Source organism: Streptomyces sp. NPDC048288 (assembly GCF_043201555.1).
Lineage (GTDB): Bacteria > Actinomycetota > Actinomycetes > Streptomycetales > Streptomycetaceae > Streptomyces.
On record NZ_JBICZD010000004.1, the window covers coordinates 157,365 to 178,632 of the forward strand.

Here is a 21,268-nt window from a genome sequence, read left to right on the forward strand (position 1 = left end):
AATGTGCCCGCTTCCCGGAGCACGGAGGCGCTGGACGCCGGGGTGCGGGGCCCCGCGGACCGGGGGCCGGATGCCCGCTCCGCGGCGGACGGGTGCCCGTTCGCCGCCCGTATGTCCCGGCGGGACCGGCGGGACATACGGATCCGGTCCGGAACCGAGCGGCCGGGCGCGGGCCGGGCAGGTCACGGCCTCGAAGCCGAAAGAGTTTCGTAACCGAGCGATTTCCCCTTCTTGTCCCTGCCATGAACGGCATGCCAGTGTCCCGGTCCAGCAGGCAGACCACCGTGTGGTGGGGCACCGCGAAAGCATTTCGCTGCGGAGCCCTTCTGCCTTGGCACCCATACGGCATGCCGAAAGAAGAGAGGCAGAGCATGCGCGGAATTCCCGCAGTTTCACAGCCCGGCACCCTGGGGGCGCCGAGACGCCGACGCGCGGCCGTGGCGGCGGTCACCGTGATGGCGGCCCTCGGCCTCGCCGCCTGCGGGAGCTCCGGCCCTTCGGCGGCCTCGTCGGCCAAGGGACTGACGATGTGGGCGCTCAACGACCAGACGATCCTCAAGCAGTCCGTCGACGCCTACAACAAGGACCACCCGGACGCGAAGATCACCCTGCGGCTGTTCGCGAACGACGACTACAAGCAGAAGCTGCGGGTGGCCTTCGGCGCGAACCAGGCCCCGGACATCTTCTTCAGCTGGGGCGGCGGGGCCCTCGACGACTACGTCAAGGCCGGCAAGGTCGACACCCTGACCGACGCCCAGGTGGACCTGCTCCGGTTCACGCCGAGCGTCCTGAAGAGCGCCACCTTCGACGGCCAGGTCTACGGCGTCCCCGCCAACGGTCTCGCCCCGGTGGTCCTCTACTACAACAAGAAGGTCTTCAAGGACGCGGGCGTCCAGCCCCCGAAGACCTACGCCGACCTGCTGACCGACGTGAAGAAGATCAAGAGCGCCGGCGTCACCCCGATATCCCTCGCCGCCAACTCCAAGTGGCCGACGCTGATGTACCTGGAGTACCTGCTGGACCGCGAGGGCGGATCCCAGGTGTTCGACCGGATCGCCGCCGGGTCCGCCGCCGGCTGGGAGGACGCCCCGGTCACCGCGGCCAACACCCGCCTCCAGGAACTCGCCAAGGCGGGGGCCTTCGGCGACAACGCCTCCTCCGTCAGCTACGACCAGGGCGCCTCCACCGCCCTGCTCTACACCGGCAAGGCCGGCATGGAGCTGATGGGCACCTGGGAGTACGCCAACATCGTCAAGGCCGCCCCGGACTTCGCGAAGAAGGACCTCGGCTATGTCGCCTTCCCGTCCCTGTCCGACGGCAAGGGCGACCCGAAGGACATCGTCGGCAACCCGTCGAACTTCCTCTCGCTGAACTCGAAGAGCAAGAACAAGTCGGCGGCGCTCACCTACCTCAAGGACTACGTCCTCGACGACTCCCAGGTCGACGCCTACCTGGCGGCCGGCAGCGTGCCCCCGGTCAACAACCTGGACGCCAGGCTGGCGGCGGTGTCGTCGGCCGACGACAAGAAGTGGCTGACCTTCGTGTACGACCTGGTGCAGAACTCGCCGAACTTCCAGCTCTCCTGGGACCAGGCGCTCCCCTCCGACCAGGCCGACCCGCTGCTGACCACCGTGGACAAGTCGTTCCTGGGGCAGATCACGCCCGAGGAGTTCGGCACGAACATGAGCAAGGCGGCGCAGTAGTGACCACCGTGGTTCGTACCCCGCGGCCGGTCGCGTCCCACAGGGCGCGCCCGGCCACGGGCCGCTCCGGGCGCCGCCGCCGCGGCGGTCTGCTGATGGCCGCGCCCGCCCTGCTCCTGTTCGGTCTGTTCGGCCTGGTCCCGCTGGCCGGTGTGCTGGTGCTGAGCCTCTCCCGCTGGGACGGCCTCGGCCCGATCGGCTGGTCCGGCTTCGCCAACTGGACCGGCGTCCTCACCGACGACGCCACCTGGCAGGCCCTGTGGCTCACCCTCAAGGTGATGGTGGTCAGCTGGCTGGTCCAGACGCCCGTCTCACTGGCGCTCGGCCTCTTCCAGGCACCCCGGGGCCGGCTGCGGGCGTTCTTCGCCGTGGTGTGGTTCCTGCCGCTGCTGCTCTCCGCGGTCGCGATCGGACTCACCTGGCAGGCCCTGCTCGACCCGTCCTTCGGCATCGGCGCCGCCCCCGGACTGCACTGGCTCGCCCAGCCCCTGCTCGGCTCGCCCGATCTCGCCCTCTACACGGTGATCTCCGTGATCGCCTGGCAGTTCGTGCCCTTCCACGCCCTGCTCTACCAGGCGGGCGTGCGGCAGATCCCGGTGTCGCTGTACGAGGCCGCCGCCATCGACGGCGCCGGCCCCGTCACCCGCCTGCTGCGGATCACCCTGCCGCAGCTGAAGTACACCTTCGTCACGTCGAGCACCCTCATGCTGGTGGGCTCGCTGACCTACTTCGACCTGATCTACGTCCTGTCCGGCGGCACCGGAGGTCCGGGCACCGCGACCCGGGTGCTGCCGCTGGCCATGTACATCACCGGCTTCCAGACCCACGACATGGGCCGGGCCAGCGCGCTGGCCACACTTCTGGTGGTCTTCGGCCTCGCGCTGTCGCTGCTGACCACCCGCCTGTCCGGCTTCACCCGGATGGACAGCCAGCAGGAGGGCATGTGAGCACCGTCGTCGCGAACCTGCGCCGTACCGCCGCCGGCGGCGCCACGCTGCTGTGGACCGCGCTGGTCGTCGTCCCCCTGTACTGGGTGGTCGTCACCAGCCTCCGCGGCCAGGCCGACTTCACCACCGGCAACCCGCTGGCGCCGCCCGCCCACCCGAGCCTCGCCAACTACCGGACCGTCCTCACCGGCGACTTCACGACCTACCTGGTCAACAGCGTGATCGTCACCGCCGCCACGGTCGCGATCGTCATCGTCGTCGCCCTGATGGCCGCGTTCTCGATCGTCCGCCACACCAACCGCTGGTCCCGCCTGACCTTCCGCCTCTACCTCCTGGGCCTGGCGATCCCCCTCCAAGCGGTGATCATCCCGGTCTACCTGCTGATCATCCGTATGCACCTGTACGACAGCCTGCTCGCGATCGTGCTGCCCTCGGCGGCGTTCGCGCTGCCGGTCACCGTGATGATCCTGGTCAGCTTCCTGCGGGACATCCCGCGCTCGCTGTTCGAGGCGATGGTCGTGGACGGTGCCGGCGACTGGCGGATGCTGTTCTCGCTCGCCGCGCCGATGGCCAGGCCCGCACTGGTGACGGTCGCCGTGTACGACGGCCTCCAGGTCTGGAACGGCTTCCTCTTCCCGCTGATCCTCACCCAGAGCGGCGACAAGGCCGTACTGCCCCTCGCCCTCACCCTCTACAAGGGCGAGTTCGGCATCGACGTGCCCGCCACCATGGCCGCGGTGGTCCTCTCCACCCTGCCCATGCTGGTCGTCTTCGTCCTGGCCAGAAGGCAGTTGGTCGCCGGACTGACCGCCGGATTCTCCAAGTAACGCATACCACGCGGGAGTCGGCCGGTGCCGTGACGCGCCGGCCGCCCTCGGCATGCCCCGAAACAACCCCCACGAGGAGTCGTGCATGACGACCACCACGCCGGACCACTCCGCGCTCTCCCCGGCGGGTGACGAGCGCCCCTGGGCCGACCCGGACCGCCCGGCCGACGAACGCGTCGAGGCACTGCTCGCCCGGCTCACCCTGGAGGAGAAGGTCGCCCAGCTGAGCAGCGCCTGGGAGGACGTGGAGCCGGCCGGCCCCGAGGTCGCCCCCGGCACCAACCTGTTCGGCCGGGTCGGCGACCTCGACGAGACCGCCCGGCACGGCCTCGGCCAGCTCACCCGGCCCTACGGCACCCTGCCCCGGACCGCTCTGGAGCACGCCCGCCTGCTGGCCGAGCGCCAGCGGCAGATCACGGCACACAGCCGCTTCGGCATCCCGGCCATGGCCCACGACGAGTGCCTCACCGGCTTCACCGCCTACGGCGCCACGATCTACCCCACCTCCCTCGCCATGGCCGCCACCTTCGACCCGGCCCTGATCCGGCGGGTCGGCGCGGCCATCGGCGCCGACATGGCCGCGGCCGGGGTCCACCAGGGCCTGGCCCCCGTCGTGGACGTCGTCCGCGACTACCGCTGGGGGCGCTGCGAGGAGACGTACGGCGAAGACCCGTACCTCGTCGGCGAGATGGGCGAGGCGTATGTGCTGGGGCTGCAGAGCGCGGGGGTGTACGCCACCCTCAAGCACTTCGCCGGGTACTCCGCCTCCATGGGCGGCCGCAACCACGCCCCGGTCGGCATCGGCCGCCGCGAACTGAACGACGTCATCCTGCCGCCCTTCGAACGGATCGTCGCCGCCGGAGTCGGGTCCGTCATGAACTCCTACGCCGAGATCGACGGCGAGGCCCCCGCCGCGAGCCGTCGGCTGCTGACCGGGGTGCTGCGCGAGGCGTGGGGCTTCGAGGGCACGGTCGTCTCCGACTACTGGTCGCTGCCGTTCCTGGTGAACGCGCACCGGGTGGCGGCCGACCTGGCCGGGGCCGGGGCACTGGCCCTCACCGCCGGGATGGACGTCGAACTGCCCGACCAGCGCGGCTTCGGCGCCGTGCTGGTCGCCGCCGTGCGCGCCGGTGCGGCCGACGAGGCCGACGTCGACCGGGCGGTGCGCCGGGTACTGCGGCAGAAGGTCGCACTCGGTCTCCTGGACCCCGACTGGACCCCGGTACCGCCCGCCCTGCGCGCGGGCGAACTCGACCTGGACAAGCCGGAGAACCGCCGGCTCGCCCACGCGGTCGCGCGGTCCAGCGCCGTCCTGCTGTCGAACGACGGGGCCCTGCCCCTCCCGTCCACCGGCCGGATCGCCCTGATCGGCCCGTGCGCGGACGACGTGCGCACGATGTTCGGCTGCTACAGCTTCCCCAACCACGTGCTCTCCGACCGCGACGACCTCGGCAACGGTGTCGAGGCGGTGTCGCTGCGCACCGCGCTCGGCGTCGAACTCCCGGATGTGACATGGGAGTTCACCCAGGGCTGCCCGATCAGGGACGAGGACCGGGCCGGGATCCCGGAGGCGATCGCCGTGGCCGCGGGCGTGGACCTCGCCGTGCTGGTCGTCGGCGACAAGGCGGGCATGTTCGGCATCGGCACCTCCGGCGAGGGGTGTGACGTCGAGGACCTGCGGCTGCCCGGGGTGCAGGAGGAGCTGGTGGAGGCCGTGCTGGCGACGGGGACACCGGTCGTGCTGGTGGTCAGCAGCGGACGGCCGTACGCCGTGGGCCGGTTCGCGTCCCGTGCGGCGGCCCTGGTGCAGGTGTTCCTGCCGGGCGAGGAGGGCGGTCGCGCGGTCGCCGAACTCCTCTCCGGTGCCGCGAACTTCAGCGGCAAGCTGCCGGTGCAGATCCCCGACTCGCCCGCCGGGCAGCCGTACACCTATCTCCATCCGCCGCTGGGCGACCGGCAGAGCTGGCTGTCCAACCTCGACCCGACGCCCGCGTTCCCCTTCGGGCACGGTCTGTCGTACACGGCCTTCGAGATCGACGGGCTGGCCGTGGACCGCGAACAGGTGCTGGTGGACGGGGAGTTCACCGTCCGGGTGCGGGTGCGCAACACCGGCGCGGTGGCCGGCGCGGAGACCGTGCAGCTGTACTTCACCGATCCCGTCGCCCAGGTCACCCGCCCGGTGCGCGCGCTGCTGGCGTTCGCCAAGGTCGGGCTCGAACCCGGAGAGGAGGCGACGGTCCGCTTCGACGTGCACACCGACCGGCTGGCCTTCACGGGTCTGGCGGGGGAGCGGATCGTCGAGCCCGGCGAGATCGTGCTGTACGCGGGTGCGTCGAGCGGCGACACCCCGGCCGAGGCGCGCGTCGAGCTGGTGGGCGGCGAGCGGGACGCGGCGGTGCTGCGCCGGCACGGTGTGCCGGTGCGGGTGGAGCGCGGCTGAGGGGAATGACGGAGAGGGGCGGACGGCTGCTGCTGTCCGCCCCTGTTCCGCTGTTCGGACGCTAGGTAGGGATGTTCAGGCGCGAGGTACGGACGTGGAGGTCCGCAGGACCAGTTCCGTCGCCAGTTCGATGCGCGGGGAGGCCGGCGGGCGGCCCTCGGACAGCTGGAGCAGGACCCGGGTCGCCTCGTGGCCCAGCTCCTCGAACGGCTGGCGCACCGCGCTCAGCGGCGGGCAGGCCATGGCCGCCACCAGGGTGTCGTCGAACGACATGACCGCGAGATCGTCGGGGACCCGCAGCCCCTGCTGCCGGGCGGCCTCCAGCACGCCGAGCGCCTGCGAGTCGCTGGCCGCGAACACGGCCGTCGGCCGCCGCTCGGCGCGCAGCAGCTGCAGGGTGGCGGTGAGCGCCTCGTCGTAGTCGAAGTCGGTGGAGCGCACGATCGCCGGGTCGTAGCCGATGCCCGCCTCCTCCAGCGCCGCCCGGTAGCCGTGCAGCCGGGCCGCGCCCGCCAGCGAGTGCGAGCGGCCCGCGACCATGCCGATCCGGGTGTGGCCGAGACCGAGGAGATGGTTGACCGCGTCCCGGGCACCGCTCCAGTTGGTGACGCCGATGCTCGGGATGTCCGAGGAGGGCGCGCTGAGCGGGTCCACCAGCACCACCGGCAGCTGCCGCTCGACGATCCGCCGCTGGTCGTCCTCGGACAGCATCGAGATCACGATGATCAGCCCTACGGCGCCGAGCGCCACGCACTCCTGGAGCCACTGGGAGATGGACCGCCGGCCGGTGGTCCCGGTGACCACGTCGACGCCGAGTTCGCCGGCCGCGTCCACGATCCCGCGGACCACCTCCAGCGTGTACGGGCCGGACAGGTCCCGGAACACCGTGATGATCTGGCGCGGCGGCGGCACCTCGCGCTCCCACGGGCGCACGTACCCGTGCCGTGCCAGCAGCTCCTCGACCCGGTCGCGCGTCCTCGCGCCCACGTCACGGCGCCGGTGCACCACTTTGGACACGGTGCTGAGTGACAGGCCCGCCTCCTGGGCGATGCTCGTCAGCAGACCGTACTGCGCGTCCAGCTGTCCCTTGTCCTGAACGGTCACTCCACGTCCGTTTTCCCGCTCGAATTCCCGCCGCAAGCCAACAGCACCGGGCGCCGGCAGACAAGACCGCGGCGCCCGGTGCTGTGCGACTATGCCCTGCTCCAGACCTGGTTCGTGGTGCCCAGGCCGGTCCACAGCTCGACCTTCGAGCCGTTCGCGGTGCCCGCGTTCGTGACGTCGAGCACGAGACCGTCGGAACGGTTCACCACGGTCCCGTCGACCCGGAACGCCCACTGCTGGCTGGTCTTGCCGTTGCAGGCCCAGAGGATGACCTGGGTCCCGGCCGTGGTGCCGTCGCCGTTCGCGGCCAGGCACTTGCCGGAGACCCGCAGCTCGCCCGCGGTGGTCCGGGTGATCGTCTGGTTGGCGTTCCCGGAGCAGGTGTAGATCTGCACCTGGACGCCGGTCGCGCCGTTCGGCACGTCCAGGCACTTGCCGGAGCCGCTGCCCTTCAGCGTGAACGTGGCGTCGGTCGGCAGCGGGTCCTGGACCAGCTGCCACTCCTGGGAACCGTCGCTGGTGGCCGCCTGCACGGTGACGGCGCCGCCCGCGGTGGCCCCCGTCATGTACAGGCTGGTGTTCTTCACGGACTGGAGCTTGTAGTAGCCGTTCGTCGTGGAGACGAGCGTCCACTGCTTGTCGGTGCCGCCGTCGTCCACCCACTGGGCCAGCTGCTGCCCGGCCGTGGCCGTGCCGGTCCAGATGCCGGCCGCGCGCCCGCCGGTCTTGTCGAGCAGCGTGACGTTGCCGCCCTTGGTGGTGACGTGCCAGCGCTGGGAGGCGTCGGTGGAGCTGACGGCGCCGGTCACGATGTCGGCGACGTCGCCCGTGAGGTTCGCGTCCTGCGTCTTGCCGCTGCCGGGGCTCAGCGCCTGCCCGGTCAGCCGGTTGACGAGGCTGTAGTAGGCGCCGTCGGACTGCCCGAGGTCGACCTCGGCGTACTTCACCGGACCGACGCTCGTGCCGCTCCAGGACGCCTGGAGGATCAGGACGCGTCCGGTGCCGTCGACGTACTGGAGGGCGCGGCTGTATCCGGAGGCGATCGGCGTCTGGTACTGCTTCCAGGTGCCGGTGCTCCTGCCGGACTCGTTGACCCAGACGCTGCCGCTGCCGGCCGCGTTGTAGACGATCCGCCCGTCGGGCAGCGAGGTCAGCACCGGGCTGCCGCCGGTCGCGAGCGCGGCCCCGCCGGACGGCACGGGCAGTGCGGTGACCGCCCCGTCGGTGCCCGCGTAGAACTTCGTCGGGTCGTCCGCGATCCGGTACCGGGTGTTGGTGCCACCGCCCCAGTACTCGTACGTCATCAGCCACTTGCCGTCGGTCGTCGGGACGACCGTCGTCATGCCGGGCCGGCCGCCGCCGATCTCCGTCTTCCCGCTGCCCATGCTCACGGTGGAGCCGGGGACGTCGACGACCGGGCTGCTCCAGGACGTGCTGGTGCCGTCCCAGGTGCGGTGCATGAGGACCTGGCCGCCGGAGTCCGTCGCCGTGGCGTTGTCCGGGTCGAGGGTCGGGGCACCGGTGGCGGTGTCGTAGCCGGTGTAGTCGTTCTCGTCGGAGTAGTAGGCGATCAACTGCCCGTTGTGGGCCAGCAGATGGGGTTCCCAGACCGGGTCGACCTGCTTGTTCGTGTTGGCGGTCGAGGTGCGGCCGATGCTGCCCGCGCTGCCGCCCTGCCAGCTGCCGGCGGCGATGATGTTCTTGAAGCTCCAGGTCGCGCCGTCATCGGTGCTCGCGTACAGGGCCAGCGCCACGTCCTTGCGGTCGCCGTCGCCGGTCGGCGTCCAGCCGGAGTTCGCCGCCTTCTGCTCCTCGTAGTAGTAGTCGTCGCCCGAGACGATGCTCGCGAGCAGCAGCGTGCCGGCGCTGAGACCGCCGACGGCCTGCGGGAGCACGTAGAGATACGGGTTCGTCCAGTTGCTCGTGTACTTCGCGTACTGGGAGTCGCCGGACAGATAGGCCGGCGCCTTCACGTCGGCGAGTTTCGCCCAGGTCGTGCCGTCGTCGTCGCTCTTGTACACGGGCGTCGTCTGCCCGACCGGAGCGGACTCGCTGTCCTCGAAGGTGGCCACGACGCGCCCGCTCGGCAGCTGTGCCGACTTCGGGTAGAGCACGCACGGGCTCTTGTTGCAGGCGGCGGTGCTGGTCGCCGTGTACAGGTCGGCCGGGCTCGGCTGGTAGGCCGAGGCGTTCGACGCGGAGGCGATGGCCAGTGCCACGCCCATGGCTGTGGCCGTCGCCGCAGCGAGAGCCTTTCTCACCCATGTCTTCATGAATACCGAAACCCTTTCGCGCCCCACCGACTCAGGGAATACGAATGCGGCTCACCGGGCCCTGAGTGGATGGGAGTCAGTATTGGGACGCGATACCGCCGTGTCACCGGCACGTTTCCGAAACTCTTTCGTATGTGGCCGTCACCGGGTGTTGACGCCGAGGGCGGAGGTGAGGTGGCGGGCCGGCTGTGGCCGGGTCACCCGAACGCCCCACCTAACCAGCAAAGGCGAATTGACAGGTTAGCCGCAGTGTGCTCGACTGGATGGGTAACCACTGAAGCGCGACAGAAGGGTTAGGGGCATGACTCCCGTAGTCCATCACCGCACTGCCACCGTCGACGGCCTGGACGTCTTCTACCGGGAGGCCGGCGACCCGGAGGCGCCCGTCGTGGTGCTCCTGCACGGTTTCCCGACCAGCTCGCACATGTTCCGCAACCTGATCCCGGCGCTCGCCGACCGCTACCGCGTGATCGCCCCCGACCACATCGGGTTCGGTCAGTCCGCGATGCCGAGCCCCGAGGACTTCCCGTACACCTTCGACGCCCTCACCGACATCACCGCCGGCCTGCTCGACCGGCTGGGCGTCGACCGGTTCGCGATGTACGTGCAGGACTACGGCGCCCCCATCGGCTGGCGCCTCGCGCTGCGCACCCCGGACCGCGTCACGGCGATCATCACCCAGAACGGCAACGCCTATGAGGAGGGCTTCGTCAAGCCCTTCTGGGACGGCGTCTTCGCCTACACCGACAACCCCGGGCCGGACACCGAGGCGGCCATGCGCGGCGCCCTCACCCTGGAGTCGACCCGCTGGCAGTACCTGAACGGCGTCGCCGACCCCAGCCTGGTCAGCCCGGACAACTGGGTGCAGGACCAGGCGCTGCTGGACCGTCCCGGCAACGCCGAGATCCAGCTCGGGCTCTTCCGCGACTACCCGACCAACGTCGAGCTCTACCCGCGGGTCCACCAGTACTTCAAGGACTCCCAGGTGCCGCTGCTGGCGGTCTGGGGCGCGAACGACGAGATCTTCGGCCCCGACGGCGCGCGGGCCTTCGCCCGGGACCTGCCCGACGCGCGGATCCACCTCGTCGACTCGGGGCACTTCGCCCTGGAGAGCCACCTGGAGGTCATCGCCGCGCACATCCGCGACTTCCTCGCCGAAACTGAAATTCTTTGACGTCCGGCACAGCAAGGCATAGGTGAGTCCGAGTACCGCTCGATGGCATCCATAGCGGCGGCTGGTGGGATTTATCCCGTCCACACAACGGGCGGGACAATCCGGGAACAGGCTCGTTTCCGGAATTCCCGCACTTCTCTCTCGGAGGGACCGTAAAGGTGCCTGAGAACAACACTCACCGCAGGTTAAAGAGCAAGTGGAAGCGCGCCGGCGTGGCCTTTGCCGCGGGCACGGCCCTGCTTTTCGGGGCGGTGTACGTCAACGCGAACGCCGCGACCGGCGATTCCACGGCCACGTCCACGGCTACGACCGCCACCTCGTCCGGTGTCTCGGACGTGGTCGACGCGGCCAACGCCTTCCTGGACACCCTCGACAGCGACCAGCAGGCGGACGTGCTCCTCGACTTCACGGAGGCGAACGCCACCGCCTGGTCGAACCTCCCGTGCGGTGCGACCTGCCGGGTCGGTATCGAGTTCAGCTCCCTCAGCGACACCCAGCTGACCGCGGCCAAGGCGGTGATCGAGGCGGCGACCGGCACCGGCAGCGACACCGGGTACGACCAGGTCTCCCAGATCCTCGAGGCCGACGACTACCTCGGCGAGACCGCCAGCGGCTACGGCAGCGGCAACTACTACCTGGCCTTCCTCGGCACCCCGAGCACCAGCGGCACCTGGCAGCTGCACTTCGGCGGCCACCACCTCGCGCTCAACCTGACCTACAAGGACGGCGCGGTCGAGGGCACCACCCCGTACTTCGTCGGCGTGGAGCCGACCAGCTGGACCGGCGACGACGGCACCTCGTACGCCCCCCTGTCCGGGATGTACGACGGGATGAAGGCCATGGTCGACAGCCTGACCACCGACGAGCTGACGGAGGCGAAGCTCTCCGAGTCCTTCAGCGACGTGCTGCTCGGCCCGGACGACGACGGCGCCTTCCCGTCGACCAAGGAGGGCCTCTCGGTCGGCGATCTCACCGACGACCAGCAGGCACTGGTCCTCGCCGCGATGAAGCCCTGGGTCGACGTGGCGGACGACGACACCGCCGCGTCCGTGCTGAGCACCTACAAGTCGGAGCTCGACGACACCTACATCGCGTACTCCGGCAGCACCGACCTGAGCGCCCAGGGCGACTACGTGCGCATCGACGGGCCGGGCGTGTGGATCGAGTTCGTCTGCCAGGACGGCGTGGTCTATTCGAGCCAGATCCACTACCACACCGTCTACCGCGACCACAGCACCGACTACGGGGGAGAGTTCTCGTTCTGATGAGCCGCCTGCCGATCTCACTGTCGCATGCGCTGCGCATGCTGGCCGGGATCGCGACGGCGGTGACGGCGGCGCTGCTCCTGGCAGCGCCGCCCGCGGTCGCGCATCCCATGCCGCACTCCGTGCTCCTGCTCGACGTGCACGAGACGTCGGTGGCCGCCGAACTGGAGCTGCCGATCGGCGACTTCTCCCGGGCGAGCGGCATCGACCTGGACGACGACACCACGGCGAAGCAGCTGTCGGCGCGCAAGGCCGCGGTCCGCCGCTACCTGGCCGCCCATGTGCACCCCACCACTCGCGGGGGCAGGGCCTGGACCGTCACGTTCGGTGCCATGGCACTGGGCCGGACCGAGCAGACCTCCACCGGTCGCTACCGCGAACTGACCGTCCGGGCCACGCTCACCCCGCCCGCCGGCGGGGACCCGCGCCGGTTCGTCCTCGGCTACGACGCCGTCGTCCACCAGGTCGTCACCCACACCGTCCTGGTCTCCGTCCGCGAGGACTGGGCCACCGGAAAGGTGGCGGGCGCGGGCTCGGACGGCGCGACCCAGGTCGGGGTCATCCGCACCGACACCCGCACCATGACCGTCGCCCCGCTCGACGTCGACCTGGAGAGCGGAAGCGTCTGGAGCGGGACCTACGCCATGTTCCGGCTCGGCGCCCACCACATTCTCGAAGGCACCGACCATCTGCTGTTCCTGCTCGTCCTGCTGCTGCCCGCGCCGCTGCGGGCGGCCGGAAAACGCTGGAGCGGGCTGACGGACACCCGGACCGCCCTCGGGCGAATCGGCCGTACCACGCTCGCTTTCACCGCCGGGCATTCCGTCGCGCTCGCCGTGAGCGCCTTCGGCCGTCTCGACATTCCGGCGCAACCGGTCGAGGTGTTCATCGCCTTCAGCATTCTCGTCGGAGCCGTCCACGCGATACGTCCGCTCTTTCCCGGACGGGAGGCCGTGGTCGCCGGTTTCTTCGGCCTCGGACACGGGCTCGCCTTTTCCCTCACACTCGCCGAGATGCACCTTTCCACCGGACAATTGGCGCTCAGCCTCGCGGGATTCAATCTCGGCATCGAATGCGTGCAGCTGCTGCTGGTGCTGCTCGCCCTGCCGGGCCTGATCTGCCTCACCCGGCTGCCCGGGCACGTGGCCCTGCGCACGGCCTGCGCGGCACTGACCGCCGTCGCCGCCCTCGGCTGGCTGCTGGACCGGGTCGGCCTGCCCAACCCCGTGGCCCGCGCGGCGGACAGTGCGGGGAGCCACACGTCCGGGCTCCTCCTGGTGCTCGTCACCACCGCCCTCCTGGCCGGCGCCAGGTTGGCCGGCACCGGCCGGCCGTGGCGATCTTGGCGGTTCGCTCATCGTTCATAACCCCCTCACCTGGGCGAAGGCGGGAGTTCGGGCCGTGTCGGAAAGGTCCTCGCGGCCTGTCAGAACGCATCCCCAGGGACGGATTTCGTGACCGATTCACGCGCTCGCCGGTGGCGCCGCAGCCTCCGTCTGTTCCTTGTCGCCGTCGCCGGACCGACGCTCGCCGTCGGTGCCCTGACGGCGTCCCCCGCCCACGCGGCGGCGGCCGACGACATCCGGATCAACGAGGTGGTGACCACCGGCAGCGTCAACGACTCGGTGGAGCTCTACAACAAGGGCACCGCCGCGGTGGACCTCTCCGGCTGGATCCTCAAGGACGACAACAACAGCTCGAAGTACGCGATAGCCTCCGGGACCACGCTCGCCGCCGGCGGCTTCGTGGCCTTCGACGTGCACAACGCCTTCGGTCTGGGCTCCTCCGACCAGGCGCGGCTCTACCTCGCGGACGGCACCACCCTGGTCGACAGCTTCAGCTGGACCTCGCACTCCGACCCGTCGTGGTCGCGCTGCCCCGACGGCACCGGCTCCTTCGGCTCGGCCGCCCTGACCCTGGGCGCCGCCAACGACTGCGACACCAGCGGCCTGTCGGCGACCACCTGGCCGGGCGGCAGCTCGGTCGCCACCGCCGACACCAAGAACGCCTTCGGCTCCGACATGAGCGGCCTCTACCAGGAGGGGAGCGTGCTGTGGGCGGCGCAGAACAGCGGGAAGCTGTGGCGCCTGGTGCCGGACGGCACGACCGCCTGGAAGGCCGACACCGGCAACGGCTGGACCTCCGGCAAGACCCTGAAGTTCCCCGGCGGTTCCGGCACCCCTGACGACGAGGGCGTCACCCTGACGGGCGCCGGCTCCAGCGGGGGCGTGTACGTGGCGAGCGAGCGCAACGCGGACTCCTCCGGCACCAGCCGGCTGTCCGTCCTCAAGTACGACGTGAGCGGCACCAGCACCACGATCAGCGCCTCCACCGAGTGGAACCTGACCTCCGACCTGCCGTCCGTGGGCTCCAACCTCGGCCTGGAGGCCATCACCTGGGTCCCGGACGCCACCCTGACCGCCGCGGGCTTCAAGGACGCCTCGACCGGCGCGGCCTACGCTCCCAGCGGCTACGGCTCGCACACCGGCGGGGTCTTCTTCGTCGGCGTCGAGGGCACCGGCATGATCTACGGCTACGTGCTCAAGGACGACGGCACGTACACCCGCGTCGCGTCCGTCAGCAGCGGCATGGACGGCGTCATGGAGCTCCAGTGGGAGCCGCAGGCCTCCCGCCTGTGGGTGGTCTGCGACGACACCTGCTCCGGCCAGCACCGCACCATGGCGATCAACTCGTCCGGCGTCCTCGCCGCCACGGCGATCTACAACCGTCCGACCGGCATGAGCAACTACAACAACGAGGGCTTCGCCGTCTCCGGTTCCGACGCGTGCAGCAGCGGCACCAAGCCCGTGTGGTGGTCCGACGACAGCAACGACAGCGGACACGCGCTGCGCCGGGGCACGATCACCTGCTGAGCCCCTGCCGCCGCGCCGACAGCGCGCTGTATCGTACCCGCGGCACCACCCGCACCACCGGCACATAGCGTCAACTCCCGTACCGGCACGTCGAGTTCACCGACGTGCCGGTTCCTTTCGCCGCTCCCGGAGGAACCGTGGCAACCAGCCGCCCCCACCGTTCTCGTGTGCCTCTGACCCGACGCAGATCCCTCGCCCTGACGGCCGCCCTCGCCGCCCTGTGCGGTGTCGCCCTCACCCAGCCCACCCCGGCCCGCGCGGACGCCGCCGCCGACCGCGCCGCCCTCGCCCAGTGGTGGGCCCCCGTGAACTTCCAGGACGTCGACTCCACCGGCGAGACCGCGCTCGGCGGCAAGTCCGACTACGTCACCTCCTACGACTACGACGGCGACCTCAACGGCCGCAACAACTGGGAGAACACCAGCCAGTTCCCGCTCGCCGCCCACGTCTACTACTCGGTCGTGCAGACCCCGTCCTTCTCCTACCTGCTGTACACCTACTTCCACCCCCGTGACTGGTCGGACGGAGTCCTCGACAACTACCAGGAGGACCTGACCGAGCACGAGAACGACGCCGAGGGCGTCCTCGTGGTGGTGGCCAACGACGGTTCCTCGCACGGCCAGTTGAAGGCCGCCGTCACCGTCGCGCACAGCAACTTCTACTCCTGGGTGCCCTCCGGCAGCGACTTCACCAGCGGCCAGGAGAGCGTCGACGGCACCCTGAAGCTCCAGGGCGACCCGCACGACGACGGCCACGGCCGCCCGTTCACCACCCAGCAGCCCAACACCCATGCCACGTGGGCCGAGGGGTACCTCTCCAAGGAACGCGACCAGTACGCGAGCGGCGACGGCATCGTCTACTACCCCGGCGCGACCGCCGAGGTGCCCTCCGGTTCCGACGACCGGGACGTGCAGTACACGCTGACCGACGTCTTCGCTGCCGGCGGCATGTGGGACAAGCGCACGCTGACAACGTTGTTCGCGACCACCAGCAACTTCGCCGGGGACGACAGCTCCAACCCCTACGGCGCCGAGTGCGGCGAGGGCGGTGTCCTCGGCCCGGCCAACGGCGCCTGCGACACCGACGCGGCCAACCCGCCCTGGGCCTGGGACGACGCCGACGACCTGCCCGGCCGGGGCTACCTCGCCACCAACCCCGCCGAACTCGTCTGGGACTACTTCAACTGGCCCGGCAAGCCCTCCGCGCCCGACCTCGCCTACACCTGGGACCAGTACAACGGCATCACCTCCTGACCGGGAGGCCCCGCGCTACCGCGCCCCGGCCAGGTTCGTCATCACCTGGTTCAGCTGCTCCTCGGACAGCGGGGGCGCGGGCAGCGGACGGGCCGCCTCGGTACGCAGGCCGTCGAGCACGAAGGCGATCCCCCGGCGCCAGGCGTCGGGGGCGCTGTCCTTGGCGGCCCGGGAGAGCAGGGCGTTGGTGCCGAAGACGAACAGCAGGTCCGCGTGGGTGAAGTCGGGCCGCAGGGCGCCGGCCCGCTGCGCCCGCTCGATGACGCGCCACGCGGTGGCGTGCGAGCGCTCGCACACGGACATCAGGCGGGTGGCGTCCGGATAGCGGCCGGTGACCACGTCGCTGATCGCGGGGTCGGTGACCTGGAGTTCGCAGATCGTCTCGATGTAGTAGGCGAAGCCCTCCCAGGCGTCCTCGTGGTCCAGGGCCTTTCGGCCCGCCCGGTCGAGCCGCTCCGCGGCCAGGTCGGCGACCACCTCGTCGATGAGCGCCTCCCGGGTGCCGAAGAGGTTGTAGAGGGTGCCGTGGCTGACGCCGGCCCGGCGGGCGATCTCCTTCAGCGGGGCCTGGAGGCCGCGCTCCCGGAAGAGCTCGGCCGCCGCGGCTCGCAGCTTCTCCGCGTTGCGTTGGGCGTCGGCCCGCATCCGCCGTTCCTCCTCGTGTGGTGGGGGTCCATGGTCCCATCCCTGTCACCGGATAACTTGACCCAATGGTCAAGTTATGTGTTACGGTCGCCGTCAGAACTTGACCCCCAGGTCAAGATAGCTTCCGAGGCAAGGAGAAACCATGTCCAAGGTGATCGCCGTCTTCGGCGCCGGTACCGGTCTGGGCGTGTCCGTCGCCCGCCGCTTCGGCAAGGAGGGCTTCCGGGTCGCCCTGGTGGCCCGCCGTAAAGAGCGGCTGGACGCCCTGGTCACGCGGCTCGCGGACGAGGGCGTGGAGGCCGCCGCGTTCGCCGCCGACCTGTCCGACCCGGCCGGCGTGCCCGCCCTGGTGGACGCGATCCGGGACCGCTTCGGCAGGATCGACGTCGTGGAGTACGGCCCGATCGGCGGCGACGTCTCCTTCACCCCGGCCGCCCGGCTGGAGGCGGCCGCCCTGGAGCGGTTCTCCCGGCTGCTGCTGCTCACCCCGGTCGAGCTCTTCCGCACGGTCCTGCCCGAGCTGACCGAGCGCGGCGACGGCGCCCTCCTGATGACCACCGCCCTCACCGCCGTACAGCCGATGCCCCAGCTCAGCGGCCCCGGGCCGGTCATGGCCGCGGCACGCAACTACCTGTACTCCCTCAACGCCGAACTGGCCGGCACCGGCGTCTACGCCGGCACCCTCACCGTCGGCGCCATGATCACCGGCAGTGAGGCCGCCGGGCAGGCCGGCGATGTCGAGGACGACATGCGAGCCGCCGGGCTCGCGGTGCATGTCGTCCACCCCGACGAACTCGCCGAGCACTACTGGGACATGTACACCCGCCGCGACCGCGTCGAGCAGGTCCACCCCGCGGCGGCCGCCGTATGAGCGCCGCCCGGGTGACGCGGCAGGAACCCCCGGTGGCCGACGTCCCGCAGCACGGCGCCACCGCCCCCGACGGCCTCCCGGAAAGCGGTGTTCCGGAAGCCGCGGAGGCCCCCGCCCTCACCGTCCTCGGCTCCGACGCCGCCGCCGTCTGCACGGACGGGGTGTGCACGCTGTGACGACGCTCCGCATCGACGTGTGGTCCGACGTCGTCTGCCCCTGGTGCTACATCGGCAAGCGGCGCCTGGAGACCGCCCTCGGCCGGTTCGAGCACGCCGACGAGGTCGAGGTGCGCTGGCACAGCTTCCAGCTCGACCCCGCCCACCCCAGGGGCGAGCGCCGGCCCGTCCTGGACGCGCTCGCCCGCAAGACCGGGGCGCCGCCCGCGCAGGTGCGGGCCATGATCCGGCAGGTCACCGAGCTCGCCGCCGCCGAGGGGCTGCGCTACGACCTCGAACGCGCCGTCGCCGTCAACACCATCGACGCCCACCGGCTGAGCCACCTCGCCGAGGCGCACGGGCTGGGGGCCGAAATGCACGAGCGGCTGCTCCGCGCCCACCTCGGCGAGGGCGACACCGTCGACGACCCCGACACCCTGGTGCGGCTCGGCGGCGAGGTCGGCGTCCCCGAGGACGAGATCCGGCGGACGCTCGCCGGCGACGCCTACCGGGCGGCGGTCGCGGCCGACGTCCGCGAGGCCCGCCGGTACGGCGCCACCGGCGTGCCGTTCTTCGTTCTCGACCGCGCCTACGGCCTCTCCGGAGCCCAGCCGGCCGACACGTTTCTCTCCGCCCTGCGCACCGCCCGCGCGGGCACCGCGGGGGCGGCGCGGCACTGACCGGGGCTCGACGCGCGCGAACGGTCCGGAGCTGGTGTGCTGGGTGAGGGGGTTTTCGGACCGTTCCCGTCGACCCGTTCCGGGAGAGCCGTATGAGTACCTACCGAGTCGCGCAGGTGGCCGCCGAGAGCGGGCCGTTCGAGATCGTCGAGCGGGAGGTGCCGAGGCCGGGTCCCGGGCATGTGCGGATCGCCGTGGAGGCCTGCGGGATCTGCCACAGCGACGCCTTCTTCGTCTCCGCCGCGCTGCCGGGCATCACGTTCCCGGTGGTCCCGGGCCATGAGATCGCCGGCCGGATCGAGGAACTCGGCGAGGGCATCGAGCACTGGGGCTGGCAGGTCGGCGACCGGGTGGAGGTCGGCTGGTTCGGCGGCAGCTGCGGCCACTGCAAGCCCTGCCGCCAGGGCGACTTCATCGTCTGCGTGAACCTGAAGGTGCCCGGCTGGGCCTACGACGGCGGCTTCGGCGAGCAGGTGATCGCCCCGGTCGACGCCCTGGCCCGCATCCCCGAAGGGCTGACCTCCGCCGACGCGGCACCCCTGGGCTGCGCGGGCGTGACCACCTTCAACGGGCTGCGGCGCAGCCCCGCCGAACCCGGTGACCTGGTCGCCGTCGTGGGCCTCGGCGGGCTCGGCCACCTCGGCGTGAAGTACGCCGCGGCGATGGGCTTCGAGACGGTGGCCGTCGCCCGCGGCGCCGAGAAGGCCGACTTCGCCAAGCAGCTCGGCGCCCACCACTACGTCGACTCCACGGCCCCGGCCCCCGTCGCGGAGGCCCTCCAGTCGCTCGGCGGCGCCAAGGTCGTACTCGCCACCGCGGGCAACTCCCAGGCGATCACGGCGGCCGTGGACGGACTGGCCCCCCGGGGCGAACTGGTGGTGATCGGCGCCGGCCCCGAACCCCTCGGCATCACCCCGCTCCAGCTGCTGCTGACCGGCCGGGTGGTCCGCGGCCATCCCTCCGGCACCGCGCAGGACGTGCAGGACACCATGGAGTTCAGCGCCCTGCACGGGATCCGCCCGACGATCGAGACCGTACCGCTGGAACAGGCCGGCGAGGCCTTCCAGAAGATGATGACCGGGGGCGCGCGGTTCCGGATGGTGATCACCTACGAGTGATCGGTCCCCGAATCCAGTGACCACTTCCGTACAGGAGTGATCAGTCCCGGATCGCCCGGGCCGCCAGCAGCGCGATGTCGTCCTCGGAGCCCGCGGCCAGATGGGCGAGGACCGTGTCCAGGATGGTGTCCAGCGGGTCGGTGGGGCTCAGGGCCAGTCCCGTCAGCCGCTCCAGACCGCGGTCGATGTCCTCGCCGCGCCGCTCCACCAGACCGTCGGTGTACAGCAGCAGCACACCGCCGCGTTCCGGGGTGACCCGCTGCTCGTACCGGCCGAGCCCGCTGCCCAGCGGCGGGCCGACCGGCACCGGGACCAGTTCCATCCCGCCCTGCGGGGTCAGCCAGACCGGCGGCAGATGACCGGCGCTGGCATAGGTGAGGGTGGCGACGTCCGAGTCGCCGAGGGCCAGGAAGCAGGTGGCCACCCGTTCGAAGCCGGAGTCGGCGACCATGCGGTCGGCGTGCTGCAGGATGTGCCGTGGCGACAGTCCGGCGAGGGCCAGCGCGCGCAGCGTCGAACGGTAGTGGCTCATGGCCACCGCCGCGTCCACACCGTGGCCCATCACATCGCCGATGACCAGCATCGTGCGGCCGTCGGGCAGCGCCAGGACGTCGTACCAGTCACCGCCGATCAGCGAGCCGTCGTCGGCGGGCCGGTAGCGGGCGGTGGTCTCGACACCGGCGTGCCGCTGCAGCTGGCCCGGCTCGGTCAGCAGGGCCCGCTGCAGCTCCAGGGCCATGGTGTGCTCGCGCTCGAAGCGGACCGCGCGGTCCAGGGCGCGCGCGGCACGGGCGGCGAGTTCCCGGGCCACCGTGGCGTCCTCGTTCGAGAACGGCGCCGAGTCCCCGGCCCGGGCCAGCATCAGGATGCCGAGCACCCGGCCGTCCGCGACCAGCGGCGCGAGGAGCACCGCGTGGACACCGGCGGTGATGCACGCGCGGGCCGGCGCCCAGCGCGGGATCAGCGCCCGCCACTGCGTCTCGGTGATCGCGTTGCGCCGCCAGATGCGGCCCGCCGCCAGGTTCCGCCGGGTCCCGGTGCCGCGCGGCCAGCCGACCAGCTCACCGCGCGCGTCAAGGGCCGCGAGCCCGGTGACCAGCCCGGCACGCGTGGCGTACGCCACCAGCCGGGTCGGCGCCCGGCGCGCCGACGCCGTGTCGGAGGGACCGAGTTCCACGCCGGCCGCGTCCGCCAACTCCGGTACGACGAACTCCGCGAGTTCCCGGCAGGTCCCGGCGACGTCGGTGCCGGTGCCGATCCGGGACGCGGCCTTGTCCAGCAGCGCCAGCCGCCGGTGGGCGCGCTCCAGCTCGTACACGTACTGCTGCGGCTCGCTGATCTCCAGGCCCACCCCGGCGACGCCCACGACCCTGCCGCCGCTGTCGACCATCCGGTGGTACACGCACCGCCACTCGCGCACCTGGTACGGCGAGTCCACCCAGGTCCGCCCGGTCACGATGATCTCCCGCGGCCGTCCGTCGTGCAGGATGTCCCGCAGCACCTGCTCGGGCCGCTGGATGTGCGGCAGCACCTCGTGCAGCTTGTGCCCGAGGTAGGCGGCGGCGGGCAGGCCCGTCATCCGGGCCATGTGCGGGTTGACGTACAGATAACGCAGGTCGGTGTCCAGGACCGCGAAGCTCACGGCCGAGTGCTCGACGATGCCGCGCAGCAGATCGACGTAGCCCATGTCGGCGGGTGGTGCGCCCGGGGTGACGACCGGCGGTGGTGAGGAGGCGTCCCTGTCCACCCGGTCCTCCTCGACTGCCCCCGCCCTCGGCCGCCCTCATCGTCCACCAGAGCCCCCGGCGGCGCATCTCGGACGGTCCCGCTCACACCGCCCGGGGCGGGTCTGTGCGGCGGCCTTAACCCCCGTTGATCAGGAGCGGTGACGCCGACGTAATCACTGGTACATACGGTCGAGGTCGAATGGAAGAGGCTGA

General features: G+C 71.3%; 17 protein-coding genes. 13 read left to right on the top strand and 4 right to left on the bottom strand.

Translation table 11 applies throughout. The features are described 5' to 3' along the window. The first annotated feature begins 371 nt into the window (after positions 1 to 371). The 4 genes from ACGFZS_RS16180 to ACGFZS_RS16195 all read left to right on the top strand — a co-directional run bounded on the left by ACGFZS_RS16180 (position 372) and on the right by ACGFZS_RS16195 (position 5,917). The gene (locus ACGFZS_RS16180; RefSeq protein ID WP_393795583.1) at positions 372 to 1,703 is read left to right on the top strand and encodes an extracellular solute-binding protein; all 1,332 of its coding nucleotides are present in this window, start codon (positions 372 to 374) and stop codon (positions 1,701 to 1,703) included. 95 nt (positions 1,704 to 1,798) lie between these two features. Then, positions 1,799 to 2,650, top strand: coding sequence for a carbohydrate ABC transporter permease (locus ACGFZS_RS16185; RefSeq protein ID WP_393796014.1), 852 nt, complete (start codon positions 1,799 to 1,801; stop codon positions 2,648 to 2,650). Further along, positions 2,647 to 3,477 (top strand): carbohydrate ABC transporter permease, encoded by an 831-nt coding sequence (locus tag ACGFZS_RS16190; RefSeq protein WP_393795584.1) that lies wholly within the window; start codon positions 2,647 to 2,649, stop codon positions 3,475 to 3,477. The genes ACGFZS_RS16185 and ACGFZS_RS16190 overlap by 4 nt, the downstream gene beginning before the upstream one ends. 85 nt (positions 3,478 to 3,562) lie before the next feature. After that, positions 3,563 to 5,917 carry a glycoside hydrolase family 3 N-terminal domain-containing protein gene (locus ACGFZS_RS16195; protein ID WP_393795585.1) on the top strand — a complete coding sequence of 785 codons (2,355 nt, stop codon included), beginning with the start codon at positions 3,563 to 3,565 and terminating at the stop codon, positions 5,915 to 5,917. A gap of 75 nt (positions 5,918 to 5,992) precedes the next feature. On the opposite strand, the gene ACGFZS_RS16200 is transcribed toward ACGFZS_RS16195, so the two are convergent. Further along, positions 5,993 to 7,021 (bottom strand): LacI family DNA-binding transcriptional regulator, encoded by a 1,029-nt coding sequence (locus tag ACGFZS_RS16200; RefSeq protein ID WP_393795586.1) that lies wholly within the window; start codon positions 7,019 to 7,021, stop codon positions 5,993 to 5,995. Positions 7,022 to 7,110: 89 nt separating this feature from the next. Further along, a complete protein-coding gene (locus tag ACGFZS_RS16205; RefSeq protein ID WP_393796015.1) occupies positions 7,111 to 9,246 on the bottom strand; it encodes an RICIN domain-containing protein in 2,136 nt (711 codons plus the stop codon). Positions 9,247 to 9,595: 349 nt separating this feature from the next. Here ACGFZS_RS16205 and ACGFZS_RS16210 point away from each other — a divergent pair, with 349 nt between their 5' ends. The 5 genes from ACGFZS_RS16210 to ACGFZS_RS16230 all read left to right on the top strand — a co-directional run bounded on the left by ACGFZS_RS16210 (position 9,596) and on the right by ACGFZS_RS16230 (position 15,859). Continuing rightward, on the top strand, positions 9,596 to 10,468 hold the full coding sequence (locus ACGFZS_RS16210; RefSeq protein ID WP_393795587.1) for an alpha/beta fold hydrolase: 873 nt from the start codon (positions 9,596 to 9,598) through the stop codon (positions 10,466 to 10,468). A gap of 212 nt (positions 10,469 to 10,680) precedes the next feature. After that, positions 10,681 to 11,733 (top strand): DUF3500 domain-containing protein, encoded by a 1,053-nt coding sequence (locus ACGFZS_RS16215; protein ID WP_393795588.1) that lies wholly within the window; start codon positions 10,681 to 10,683, stop codon positions 11,731 to 11,733. Next, on the top strand, positions 11,733 to 13,100 hold the full coding sequence (locus ACGFZS_RS16220; protein WP_393795589.1) for a HupE/UreJ family protein: 1,368 nt from the start codon (positions 11,733 to 11,735) through the stop codon (positions 13,098 to 13,100). The genes ACGFZS_RS16215 and ACGFZS_RS16220 overlap by 1 nt, the downstream gene beginning before the upstream one ends. Positions 13,101 to 13,187: 87 nt before the next feature. Next, the gene (locus ACGFZS_RS16225; RefSeq protein WP_393795590.1) at positions 13,188 to 14,606 is read left to right on the top strand and encodes a lamin tail domain-containing protein; all 1,419 of its coding nucleotides are present in this window, start codon (positions 13,188 to 13,190) and stop codon (positions 14,604 to 14,606) included. 167 nt (positions 14,607 to 14,773) lie between these two features. Continuing rightward, positions 14,774 to 15,859 (top strand): hypothetical protein, encoded by a 1,086-nt coding sequence (locus tag ACGFZS_RS16230; protein WP_393795591.1) that lies wholly within the window; start codon positions 14,774 to 14,776, stop codon positions 15,857 to 15,859. A 15-nt stretch (positions 15,860 to 15,874) separates the two neighbouring features. On the opposite strand, the gene ACGFZS_RS16235 is transcribed toward ACGFZS_RS16230, so the two are convergent. Then, complete coding sequence (locus ACGFZS_RS16235; protein WP_393795592.1) at positions 15,875 to 16,504, bottom strand: TetR/AcrR family transcriptional regulator; 630 nt, start codon at positions 16,502 to 16,504, stop codon at positions 15,875 to 15,877. Between the two features lie 142 nt (positions 16,505 to 16,646). Between ACGFZS_RS16235 and ACGFZS_RS16240 the strand changes: the two genes are divergently transcribed. The 4 genes from ACGFZS_RS16240 (at position 16,647) to ACGFZS_RS16255 (ending at position 19,328) form a co-directional block, all read left to right on the top strand. After that, the gene (locus tag ACGFZS_RS16240) at positions 16,647 to 17,375 is read left to right on the top strand and encodes an SDR family NAD(P)-dependent oxidoreductase (RefSeq protein ID WP_393795593.1); all 729 of its coding nucleotides are present in this window, start codon (positions 16,647 to 16,649) and stop codon (positions 17,373 to 17,375) included. A gap of 32 nt (positions 17,376 to 17,407) precedes the next feature. Further along, positions 17,408 to 17,551 carry a hypothetical protein gene (locus ACGFZS_RS16245; protein WP_393795594.1) on the top strand — a complete coding sequence of 48 codons (144 nt, stop codon included), beginning with the start codon at positions 17,408 to 17,410 and terminating at the stop codon, positions 17,549 to 17,551. Beyond that, positions 17,548 to 18,210 (top strand): DsbA family oxidoreductase, encoded by a 663-nt coding sequence (locus ACGFZS_RS16250; protein ID WP_393795595.1) that lies wholly within the window; start codon positions 17,548 to 17,550, stop codon positions 18,208 to 18,210. Before ACGFZS_RS16245 ends, ACGFZS_RS16250 begins: the two co-directional genes overlap by 4 nt. Before the next feature lie 92 nt (positions 18,211 to 18,302). Beyond that, complete coding sequence (locus tag ACGFZS_RS16255; RefSeq protein ID WP_393795596.1) at positions 18,303 to 19,328, top strand: alcohol dehydrogenase; 1,026 nt, start codon at positions 18,303 to 18,305, stop codon at positions 19,326 to 19,328. 40 nt (positions 19,329 to 19,368) lie between these two features. Here the strand turns inward: ACGFZS_RS16255 and ACGFZS_RS16260 are convergent, their stop codons facing one another. Continuing rightward, positions 19,369 to 21,075 carry a SpoIIE family protein phosphatase gene (locus ACGFZS_RS16260; protein ID WP_393795597.1) on the bottom strand — a complete coding sequence of 569 codons (1,707 nt, stop codon included), beginning with the start codon at positions 21,073 to 21,075 and terminating at the stop codon, positions 19,369 to 19,371. Between the last annotated feature and the right edge of the window lie 193 nt (positions 21,076 to 21,268).